9 protein-coding genes and 1 pseudogene are annotated in these 9,989 nt (G+C 60.1%); 3 read left to right on the top strand and 7 right to left on the bottom strand.

Annotation, left to right across the window (positions count from 1 at the left end; all coding sequences use genetic code 11):
- Positions 1–255, top strand: a pseudogene (locus tag ABH944_RS42580) (LysR family transcriptional regulator); the annotation flags it as partial.
- A gap of 7 nt (positions 256–262) precedes the next feature.
- On the opposite strand, the gene ABH944_RS42575 reads toward ABH944_RS42580, so the two are convergent.
- The 6 genes from ABH944_RS42575 to ABH944_RS42550 are packed head-to-tail and all read right to left on the bottom strand — an operon-like array spanning position 263 to position 5,554.
- On the bottom strand, positions 263–1,231 hold the full coding sequence (locus ABH944_RS42575; RefSeq protein WP_404615057.1) for a Gfo/Idh/MocA family protein: 969 nt from the start codon (positions 1,229–1,231) through the stop codon (positions 263–265).
- Positions 1,232–1,267: 36 nt separating this feature from the next.
- The gene (locus ABH944_RS42570; RefSeq protein ID WP_404615059.1) at positions 1,268–2,119 is read right to left on the bottom strand and encodes a sugar phosphate isomerase/epimerase family protein; all 852 of its coding nucleotides are present in this window, start codon (positions 2,117–2,119) and stop codon (positions 1,268–1,270) included.
- Complete coding sequence (locus ABH944_RS42565; RefSeq protein ID WP_404615061.1) at positions 2,034–2,453, bottom strand: Dabb family protein; 420 nt, start codon at positions 2,451–2,453, stop codon at positions 2,034–2,036. The genes ABH944_RS42570 and ABH944_RS42565 overlap by 86 nt, the downstream gene beginning before the upstream one ends.
- Before the next feature lie 2 nt (positions 2,454–2,455).
- Entirely contained in the window at positions 2,456–3,625 is a 1,170-nt protein-coding gene (locus tag ABH944_RS42560) for a dihydrodipicolinate synthase family protein (RefSeq protein ID WP_404615063.1), read from the bottom strand.
- Positions 3,626–3,632: 7 nt separating this feature from the next.
- Complete coding sequence (locus ABH944_RS42555) at positions 3,633–4,412, bottom strand: 3-ketoacyl-ACP reductase (protein WP_404615065.1); 780 nt, start codon at positions 4,410–4,412, stop codon at positions 3,633–3,635.
- A complete protein-coding gene (locus ABH944_RS42550) occupies positions 4,409–5,554 on the bottom strand; it encodes an acyl-CoA dehydrogenase family protein (RefSeq protein ID WP_404615067.1) in 1,146 nt (381 codons plus the stop codon). The genes ABH944_RS42555 and ABH944_RS42550 overlap by 4 nt, the downstream gene beginning before the upstream one ends.
- Positions 5,555–5,931: 377 nt before the next feature.
- Here ABH944_RS42550 and ABH944_RS42545 point away from each other — a divergent pair, with 377 nt between their 5' ends.
- On the top strand, positions 5,932–7,446 hold the full coding sequence (locus ABH944_RS42545) for an acyl CoA:acetate/3-ketoacid CoA transferase (protein WP_404615069.1): 1,515 nt from the start codon (positions 5,932–5,934) through the stop codon (positions 7,444–7,446).
- 55 nt (positions 7,447–7,501) lie between these two features.
- On the opposite strand, the gene ABH944_RS42540 is transcribed toward ABH944_RS42545, so the two are convergent.
- Positions 7,502–8,185 carry a TetR/AcrR family transcriptional regulator gene (locus ABH944_RS42540; protein ID WP_404615071.1) on the bottom strand — a complete coding sequence of 228 codons (684 nt, stop codon included), beginning with the start codon at positions 8,183–8,185 and terminating at the stop codon, positions 7,502–7,504.
- Between the two features lie 220 nt (positions 8,186–8,405).
- Here ABH944_RS42540 and ABH944_RS42535 point away from each other — a divergent pair, with 220 nt between their 5' ends.
- On the top strand, positions 8,406–9,914 hold the full coding sequence (locus ABH944_RS42535; protein ID WP_404615072.1) for an aldehyde dehydrogenase family protein: 1,509 nt from the start codon (positions 8,406–8,408) through the stop codon (positions 9,912–9,914).
- Positions 9,915–9,989: the final 75 nt, after the last annotated feature.

The raw sequence follows: 9,989 nt of genomic DNA, 5'->3' as shown, positions 1-9,989 counted from the left end.
GGGCTGTCGGCGTCGATTCGTTCGCTGGAGGAAGACCTCGGTGGGCCGTTGTTCATTCGCAGCACGCGGCGGGTCGACCTGACCCCGGCCGGCGAGGTGCTGTTCGATGAAGCGCGACGAGTGCTCACAGCCGCGCGCGCCGCGCGCCATGCGACTGCCATGGTCATTTCAGGTACGGGCGGGATGCAATTCATGGGTGACTGGGCGAAAGGGGAGTTCGCCAATGCAAACAAGAAGCCCGACGTTGACTATATCTTGCCCGTCAGGAAACTATTTGATCGATGACGCGTTGATTGCCAAGCGAATTTTCAAGGGCGAAGGTCAGAGTTGCCTTTTTTCCCAACACCGTGCCGGCAAAGTCCTCCACCATCAATTGATACTGGTCGACGTCGCCAAACTCTATGGTGTGTGTTTGACCAGTTTCATCGGAACGATGGCGAATGTGTGCAGGACCATAGATTCCCGGGTTGAAGGGCGCATCTACGCTTAACCAGCCTTTCGTTCCGTGAAAAATCATATGCTGGCGGCGCGCCATTTGTGTGCCGCAATAGAACGTCATTGAGAATCCGGGGAATTTGGCAGTGCAACGGGCGAACCGGTCTGTGCTGAAGCGGGGATCGAGCAAAATCTCGGCATGAACACGGGAAGGCTCGAGTCCTGTAGCAAGCCGCGTGGTCACGATTGGGTAGACACCGATGTCGCGAACTCCGCCTCCGCCTAGCGCAAGATTGTTTTTGAGCGCATTGGGATCGTCGTTAAAGTAGGTAAACGAGCCTTCGATCAGCGTGAGTTCACCGAGCATGCCCTGAGCGAGGCTGTCGCGAACAAAAGCCCATTGCGGATGATGCGCCACCATGAAGGCTTCACCGCATACAAGCCCGGTTTTATCGCGCAAGGCGATCAATTCGAGCACCTCGTTGGCGTTCATTGCAATCGGTTTTTCGCACAGCACATGCTTGCCTGCGAGCAAAGCCCTCTTGCACCATTCGACATGGCTTGCAGTTGGCAACGGAATATAGATCGCGTCCACGTCGCAGTTCTCGATGACCTCATCGTAACTTCTCAAGACGTGGTCGATGCCATGCTTTGTCGCGAAAGCGTCCGCGCGGGCCCGGTCGCGGCTCGCCACCACGGTCACCCGACCGTTTGACGAGCGTTGGATAGCCGGTGCTACAGCGTTGTCGGCAATTTTTGCAGCGCCTAATATGCCCCAGCGAATCCTGTCAGTCATTGCTGTATCCATGTTTTGGTCATTTAACGCTGCCCATCAGCAGACGGTCTGCAGACGTTCAGCGCAGATTGCGAGCACTTCATCCGGCTCGCGTTGCCACCAGTTTTGTGCCGAAAAAATCTCGACTTCCACCAAGCCGTTGTAGCCGGCACGCTCGACGCATGACCGCACTGCCGGCAAGTCGATGACACCGTCGCCCATCATTCCGCGATCGAGCAGCATGTCATTTGTTTCGTGGAGCCAGTCGCACACGTGATACGCCAGGATGCGGTTCGCTTGCCCAGTTGTTGCGATGGATGCTGTCAGTTCCGGGTCCCACCAGCAGTGGTAAACATCAACTGCGATGCCGATAAAACCCGACCGGTCCGGGTCCACCGTTTCGCAAATGCTCAATGCCTGCGCGATGGTGTTAACCACCGCACGCTTTGCTGCATACATCGGATGAAGCGGCTCAAGTGCAAGGGGCACACCGCACTCGCGTGCGGTTTCCAACAACATCGAAATTCCGTCGACCACTTGGGATCGCGCGCCTTCAAGATCGCGGCTACCGGGTACAAGGCCACCGACCACCAACACGAAACATTGGGCTCCGAGGACAGCGGCATCGCGCAATGCGGCCCGGTTTGCCTCGACGTTCGCGCTAAATTCGGCCGACGTTGCTGCTGGTAGATAAGTCGAGCGGCAATAGCCGGTCACGCTCAGGCCGAGCGCCTTGATCTGGCGGGCAAGCCTCGGGACGTCGCCTCCCTCAACTTCCCGACGCCACGGCGCTATTCCACCAAAGCCCGCCCGAGCAATGCGCTCAATCGTTTGGTTGAGTGGCTCCCGATGGCCAAGTGTTGCGGTATTGATGGAGCACAGCTCTAGTCTTCCCTGTAGGTTTCTCATGAGTTTCCAGATCGATATCGAAGACAAGCAGCCCTTGCACACCGTCTTCTAGCGCCTCAAGAAGGCGTGCCCCAATGGCTTGATGCGTCGGATGTGCCAGATAAGCAAAGCAGTCGTCGCGGCTCGCGAAATCCATCGTGAAGCCGTCAGAGAAACTCATGCCATAGCCTTCCGGTGATACGTTGGGTCCGCACTGAAAATTGGCAAAGGCAATGCCGGGGACTTCCGTCAGCCGCCGGATCTGCTCGAAGAACGCGAGGCGACGTTCGGGCGTCACTTCGCTACGGAACCGGCAAAACACCATGTGCCGCACCGGCCCTGCGGATTGAGCCATCGTCAGTCTCCGTATCCGAGCGGCGCCATGACTTTACGAATACGAGTGATCGCATCGCCCGGATCGCGCAGCAGGCCGGCCTGGTCGGCCAGGCGGAATACGTCGGCTAGGTAGGCCGGCGGACGCATGCCGTGGTGACCGCCCGGCATGAAGAAGTGATCCTGGAAGCCGTTCAGGTACGCGAGGAATACCACGCCCGTTTTGTAGTACTGCGTTGGCGAACGAAAGATGTGACGCGACAACGGAACGGTTGGCGCAAGCAAGGCGTTGAAAGTATCGAGGTCGTTATTGGCGAGCGCGGCTAGCGCCTGCGATGCGGCGGGTGCGATCGCATCGAAGATGCCAAGCAGCGCATGCGAATAGCCGGCCTCGTCGCCTGCGATTAGAGCCGGATAGTTGAAGTCGTCGCCGGTGTACATCTTCACGCCGGGCGGCAGGGTTCGCCTGAAACCGATCTCCTTTGCGTCGTCGAGCAGTGAAATCTTGATGCCGTCGACATGCTCAACACTGTCGCCAATCACGTCCAGGCAGACCCGTGCCGCGCTGTCGTAATCCGGCGCGCCCCAGTAGCCTGCAAGCTCGGGGTCAAACATTTCGCCGAGCCAATGCAGGATGACCGGTTGATCGCACATTGCCAGTACTTCACGATATACGCGTCGATAATCATCAGGCGAACGAGCCACCCTCGCGAGCGCGCGACTCGCCATCAGGATGACGCGTCCTCCCACCCGTTGCACCGCTTCGAGTTGATCCGCGTATGCCCGGATCACTTGATCGCAGTTCGTGACCGATCCCGGGGCCACGTTATCGGTACCGCAGCCTGACGCGATCAGGGCGCCGGGAATGTCACGTGTTCCTTCGATGCTGCGCGTGATCAGTTCGAGTGCGGTGCTCCAGGGCAGGCCCATCCCTCGTTGCGCGGTGTCCATGGCCTCGGCAATGCCAAGACCCTGTTGCAACAGGTAACGCCGATATTCAAGCGTGCGCTCCCAGTCGATTGCGGGCGGCGCGTTCAGTTCACCGGCGCGCAACGGATCTGCCACCACATGGGCAGCCGAATAAGCAATGCGGGTGAAAGGCCGCGCCGGTGCCCGTACATCGAGCGGCATGCCTTCAATACGATACGTTTCCATCGTGCCGAGCGCAGTCGGAAGTTTGAGTGTGAGGTTCATGTGCTGATCAGTATTTGGTCACAAGCAGACCACCGTCAATACGGATGGCCTGTCCAACGCTGTAGGGGAGGCCGCCGGTCGCGAGCGTGCGCACGGTGGTCGCCACTTCCTGTGGCGTGCCCCAGCGTTTGATCGCGGTGAGGCCCTGGTCGATTTGCGCGTCATAGCGTGCACGTGACGGCGCAGTCATTTCGGTTTCGATCAGACCGGGCTGTACTTCGTAGACACTTACGCCGTGCTCCGCGAGGCGCAATGAGAACAGGGTGTTGGCCATCGACAACCCGGCCTTTGACACGCAATACTCGCTGCGCAGAGGGGAAGCGGCGACTGCATTTGACGATGTAATCGTAATGACGCTTGGATGAGGCGCGACGCTTGGCAGCGCACGGCCCAAGAGGTGTTTCGCGAATGCCTGGGTCAGGAAGAAGGTGCCGCGCGTGTTCACGGCGATGCAGCGGTCGAAGCTCTCGGACGTCACGTCGAGCAGGTCGCCGCGCGACATGACCGATACGCCCGCGTTATTGACGAGGCAATCGATCGGACCGGCGAGCCGCGCTTCAACATCCAGCAGCGTGGCCTGATGCGAGCCGATGTCGGCGAGATCGGACACAACGGGAATCGCCTGAGCGCCGGTCCGTTTGACCTCGGCGACGGCCCGGTCGAGTTCTTCGGAAGCCACGACATCGGTGAGCGCCACGTCAAATCCGGCGCGGCCGAGTTCGATCGCAATCGCCCGGCCAATGCCGCGCCCGCTGCCCGTGACCAATGCGATAGGGCGCGGGCTCATATCGAGGCTCCGTTGGCGATCAGGTCGCGGGCAATAATGGTGCGTTGGATCTGGTTCGTGCCTTCGTAGATCTGCGTGATCTTGGCGTCCCGATACAGACGTTCGACTTCATAGCCGCGAATGTAGCCGCTGCCGCCAAAAATCTGCACCGCGTTGGCGCTGTGCTTGACGGCCGTGTCGCCGGCAAAACACTTGGCCATCGAGCAGGCGATGCTCGCCCGGTCGCCGGTTTCGAGTCGTTCAGCGGCATCGAGCACCAGCAGGCGCGCGGCTTGAATATCTTTCGCCATGTCGGCTAGCATCCACTGGATCCCCTGAAAGTCTGCGATGTGGCTGCCGAACTGCTTGCGTGTCTGGGCGTAGTCAAGCGCGGCCTCGAGTCCCGCCTGCGCGATGCCGACGGCGAGCGCGGCAATGCCCACACGCCCCTTGTCGAGCACGCTCATCATGATGTGAAAGCCGCGGCCTTCCTGCCCGAGCAACGCGTCGTGCGGGAGCTTCACGCGCTCGAAATGCAGTTCACCCACCTGTGAGGCGCGCTGGCCCATCTTGTGTTCCTTCGGGCCTTTCGAAACACCCGCCAGATGGCAATCGACTATAAAGATGCTCATGCCGCGCTTGCCCGCCGACGGATCGGTGCGTGCCAGCACGAACGCCAGATCAGCGACCGGCGCGTTGTGGATCCAGAGCTTGGCGCCACTCAGTTCCCAGCCTTCGGCCGTGCGCGTGGCGGTGGTGCGAATGCCGGATACGTCGGTGCCTGCATCGGATTCCGTGATGCAGTACGCGGGTCTGAGCTGGGCGCGCAGCAATGGCTCAATGTACTGCGCACGCTGGGCTTCAGTGCCGTGCACACTCAGCAGCGTGCCGACCAGTTCGAGCAAGCCGCACTGATCTGCCACCGACGCATAGCCTCGCGAGAGCTCTTCCATCACGAGCGCGTACGCGGTGACGTCGAGTCCGGCGCCACCGAAGTCCTCGGGCACTGTGATGCCGAAAAGACCTAGTTCGCCCATCTGCTTATAGATCTCTGCGGGGAAGCGTTCTTCGCGATCGAGCGCTTCAGCCAGCGGGCGAATCATCTCTTGCGCAAAGCGTCGGGTCGTGTCGCGAATCTGTTGGTGGGTTTCCGAGAGTCTCATGCTGTCTCCGTCTTCATGATCGACACCTGTCGTGCCTTGGTTTGCGCTGGTGCAGGTAAGCCGAGCGTCGCGCATGCCGCTTGAATTACGTGATTTCCTGTGCCAACATTCGCATCAAGTAACCATCTGGATGGTTATTTAAAACCAACGAACGAGCGATGTCAACGAGCTTTGAGGCCGAATTCCTTGACCCGTTCAATCCCGCGTTCCGGCTCGTGAAGGTAAACCCGAGCGTCAGGCATATGTTCTTGAATTCCACGATTTCCTGTGCCAACATTGGTACCAAGTAACCATCTGGATAGTTATTTAAGTTCGACGGATGATTGCGGTCGACGAGCTTTGAGCCGAATTGATTGGAGGGTAGATTGAAAAACTGGATGCGAGCCGAAGACGCGGTTGAACAGATCTTCGATGGGGCGACAATTGCGCTGGCCAGTAACGGCGGCGGTTTGCTTGAGCCGGACGCCGTACTCGCGAAACTCGAGCAGCGGTTTCTCGCGACCGGCCATCCGCGCGATCTGACGGTGGTCCATGCGCTCGGAATCGGCGACGGCAAGGGCAGCGGCTTGGGACGTTTCGCGCACCCCGGTATGGTTCGGCGGGTTATCGGCGGCCACTGGAGCTGGTCGCCGGCCATGCAGCAAATGGCAAAGGACAACGCGTTCGAAGCCTATAGCTTCCCCGCTGGAGCAATTTCCACCCTGCTGCGGGAAATTGGCGCGGGCCGGCCGGGCCTGGTCACCCACGTCGGCCTGCGTACCTTCGTCGACCCGCGCATCGATGGCGGCAAGATCAATACGCGCGCGACGGAAGATCTCGTCGAACTGATAGAGCTTGATGGCCGCGAATACCTGCGCTATAAGCCTTTCAAAGTCGATTTTGCGATTTTGCGTGGTTCATCCGCGGATGTGGGTGGCAACGTCACGTTGCGTCGCGAGCCGGCCGATCTCGACGTCTACGCTGCAGCACTGGCGGCGCACAACAGCGGTGGCCGCGTGATCGTTCAGGTCAGGGAACGCGAGCCAGCCGGGTATGTGCCTGCGCGGCTGGTTCGCATTCCGGGCATCCTCGTCGATACGCTCGTCGAGACGCCGGCGCAGGCGCAGTGCGCCGTCGCCGACTACGACCCCACGCTGAGTGGCGAATCGCTCGGGAGCATCGCCGACGGCTTCTATGAAGTGCCTACGGGTATTCGTCGCATCATTGCCGCGCGCGCAGCGCTGGAACTGCACGAGGGGCATTCAGCGAACTTTGGTTTCGGCATTCCCGGCGGAATTCCGGGCTTGATGGCGCAACAGGGGCGGCTTGGCACATTCTGGGGATCGGTTGAGCAGGGCATCCACAACGGCGCGATGCTCGACGGCCCGATGTTCGGCTCTGCACGCAACGCAGAAGCGATCCTGTCGAGTGTCGATCAGTTCGATTTCTACAGTGGCGGCGGAGTGGACATCTCGTTTCTCGGCATGGGCGAGATGGATGGCCAAGGCAATATCAACGTATCGAAACTCGGCGCGACGGTGGTAGGCCCGGGCGGTTTCATCGACATTACTCAGGGCGCACGAAAGATCGTCTTTTGCGGCACGTTCGAGGCAAAAGGCCTTCAGGTCGAGCAGGCGGGAGGGCACCTGAGTATCCTGTCGCCCGGCAGTGTGCCCAAACTCGTCGATCGCGTGCAGCACATTACGTTCAGCGGTGAGCAGGCGCGCATCGCCGGCCAGGAAGTCCTCTATGTAACGGAGCGTGCTGTGTTTCGCCTGGAAGCGGCGGGGGTGCGGCTGATTGAAGTAGCGCCGGGAATTGATGTTGAGCGGGATGTGCTTGCGCGCATGGCGTTTCGTCCGCTGGTGGACGACGCGCTGCACTTGCAGTCGAAGCAGTCGAAGGTGGCTTGAGGCCGGATGAGGAAAGTGATCGCCGCCACGCTGCGATCCAGTCCGGCGCGGTGTATCACGGGCGCAGCAGCCGGAGCACCGTCTCGATGTTGAAGTCGAGCCTCGCTTTCAATGCGTCTTTACTCATGAAGTCGAAGTCGAAGATCAGGCCGCTCGTGTAACGATTGGTCAGATAGTAATAACCGACTGCAGCCATGGTGATGTGGAGTTGCCGGACGTCGACACCGCTGCGAAAGACTCCGGCTTCAATACCGCGATCGAGTATGCGTTGCAACATGGAAATGAAATCATGATGCAGTTCCTTGAACCGTTCGGACTTCCTCACATGGCGCGCCTTGTGAAGGTTCTCGCTGTTCACGAGCGTCATGAACTCAGGATGCTTCAGGTAGTAGTTCCAAGTATGCGTGGTGAGCGCGACGATCGCATCTTGGGGCGAAAGATGATCGAGGTCGAGCTTGAGTTCCGCCATGCGGATGTCGGCATAGGCATCTTCGAGCACGGCCACGAACAGCTCTTCCTTGCTTCCGAAGTAGTGGTAGATCATCCGCTTGTTGGCCTTGGAGCGCGTCGCGATGGCTTCGACGCGAGCGCCGGCCAGGCCAAGTTTCGCGAACTCCATTTTCGCGGCTTCGAGAATGCGTGCTCGAGTGACCTCCGGATCTCGCTGCCTGGGCTGGCGCTCGACAGTCGCTGTAGCGGGTTTCGAAGCGCGACGTTGAGTGATGGTTTCAGCGGTCATAGGGTCGTGAAAAGTAGAAGGGCGGGGCGACTGCCGGTTGATGTCATCTGGGATGACTATAAACCAGAAGTGGGTTGCTAGGAAGTAACCGGATGGTGCAAAATCAGGCCAATGACAGAGCGAATCAGGCCAACGACAGGCCGGTAACAGCGCGTCGCCGCTGTCGTCGATCCGAGATGGTTAGAGCGGTACCGAAAGAATTTCACACTTGGAGGCAGGAATGAGAGATTTGAGCGAACTGGCAGCCTCGCTACGCTTACCGTCCGAACCGGTCCGTACGCCGATGTTCATAGACGGCAAGGACTATGCAGGCGCGACTGGCGAATGGGTGTCGCGCAAGAGCCCAGGGCACGGCGTGCCAGTCACCGCTACGTCGCGGGCCTCCACGGGAGACCTGGACACGGCCGTCGCGGCCGCACGGCGCGCCTTCGACGATGGCCGCTGGTCCCGGCTGTCCGGCGAGCAACGTGCAGCGGTACTGTTGAAAACGGCGAGCCTGATCCGTGAGAACGCAGAGACGCTGGCTTATCTTGAGACGCTCGAAAGCGGCAAGCCGATCGGACAGTCGCGCGGCGAGGTCACCGCAGCCGCGGGTATTTGGGAATATGCGGCGGGCCTCGCGCGTGTCGTGCACGGCGATTCGCATGACACGCTGGGAAACGATATGTTCGGTCTTGTCGTGCGGCAACCGGTCGGCGTGGTGGGCATCATCACGCCATGGAATTTCCCATTTTTCATTCTTTCCGAACGTCTGCCGTTCGCACTGGCGGCTGGCTGCACCGTGGTGGTCAAACCCGCCGAACTGACTTCAACGACGACGCTCAAGCTCGCCGCCTTGCTCACCGAAGCAGGCCTGCCCGATGGTGTGGTCAACGTTGTAACGGGGCTGGGACCGGTGATCGGGCAGGCACTCGCGGAGCACATGGATGTCGACATGATTTCGTTCACCGGCTCGACGCCGGTAGGACGTTCGGTCCTCACTGCGGCCGGCTGCAACATGAAAAAGGTGGGACTCGAGTTGGGCGGCAAGAATCCGCAGATGGTATTCGCCGATGCCGATCTCGACGACGCTGCGGACGCGATTGCCTTCGGAATCTCCTTCAACGCAGGGCAATGCTGTGTGTCGGGCAGCCGTCTCGTCGTGCACCGCTCGGTTGAAGAGGAACTCGTCGAACGTGTGAAGGCGGTGCTCGAAAAGGTGAAGGTGGGTGATCCGCTCGACGCGTCCAATCATGTCGGTGCCATCGTCGAAGCACGCCAGTTCGACAAGATCCGTGGCTATATCGACGCCGGCCGGCGCGACGGCGCGCAACTTGTTTGCGGGGGCACCAGCAGCAATGAGGGCGATAAGTTATTTATCCAGCCCACGGTGTTTCGTAACGTGCAGCCCGGCAGCGCGCTCGCACAGGAAGAAATTTTCGGGCCGATACTGGCGGTCACGCCGTTCGACACTTTCGAGCAGGCAATCCAGCTTGCGAACGGCGTGCCCTTCGGCTTGGCTGCGAGCATCTGGACGCGCGACTTGCAAGGTGCGATCAAGAGCTTCCGCGAGGTACAGGCGGGCCGGATTTGGGTGAATTGCACCATCACAGGTGGCCCGGAAATGCCGATCGGCGGTGTCAAGCAGTCGGGCATTGGACGCGAAACGGGTCGTTACGGCGTCGAGGAGTACACCGAACTAAAGTCGGTGCATATCCAGCTCGGCAATCGTCCGCGCTGGATTGCCTGAAGTGCGTGAACCGTCAAGTGGTGCCAGAACCCGGGCGGTCGCGCAGAGCCGCGCGAAACAGTAGTGCCGCGTTAC

It is taken from the genome of Caballeronia udeis, from assembly GCF_044909315.1.
Taxonomy (GTDB): Bacteria; Pseudomonadota; Gammaproteobacteria; order Burkholderiales; family Burkholderiaceae; genus Caballeronia; species Caballeronia udeis_A.
This window is presented reverse-complemented; position numbering and strand designations above follow the sequence as displayed.

Bases quoted from the DNA above. Each gene is read 5' to 3' on its own strand.
- ABH944_RS42575 (WP_404615057.1), bottom strand. From the start codon at position 1,231: ATGACTGACAGGATTCGCTGGGGCATATTAGGCGCTGCAAAAATTGCC.
- ABH944_RS42570 (WP_404615059.1), bottom strand. From the start codon at position 2,119: ATGAGAAACCTACAGGGAAGACTAGAGCTGTGCTCCATCAATACCGCA.
- ABH944_RS42565 (WP_404615061.1), bottom strand. From the start codon at position 2,453: ATGGCTCAATCCGCAGGGCCGGTGCGGCACATGGTGTTTTGCCGGTTC.
- ABH944_RS42560 (WP_404615063.1), bottom strand. From the start codon at position 3,625: ATGAACCTCACACTCAAACTTCCGACTGCGCTCGGCACGATGGAAACG.
- ABH944_RS42555 (WP_404615065.1), bottom strand. From the start codon at position 4,412: ATGAGCCCGCGCCCTATCGCATTGGTCACGGGCAGCGGGCGCGGCATT.
- ABH944_RS42550 (WP_404615067.1), bottom strand. From the start codon at position 5,554: ATGAGACTCTCGGAAACCCACCAACAGATTCGCGACACGACCCGACGC.
- ABH944_RS42545 (WP_404615069.1), top strand. From the start codon at position 5,932: ATGCGAGCCGAAGACGCGGTTGAACAGATCTTCGATGGGGCGACAATT.
- ABH944_RS42540 (WP_404615071.1), bottom strand. From the start codon at position 8,185: ATGACCGCTGAAACCATCACTCAACGTCGCGCTTCGAAACCCGCTACA.
- ABH944_RS42535 (WP_404615072.1), top strand. From the start codon at position 8,406: ATGAGAGATTTGAGCGAACTGGCAGCCTCGCTACGCTTACCGTCCGAA.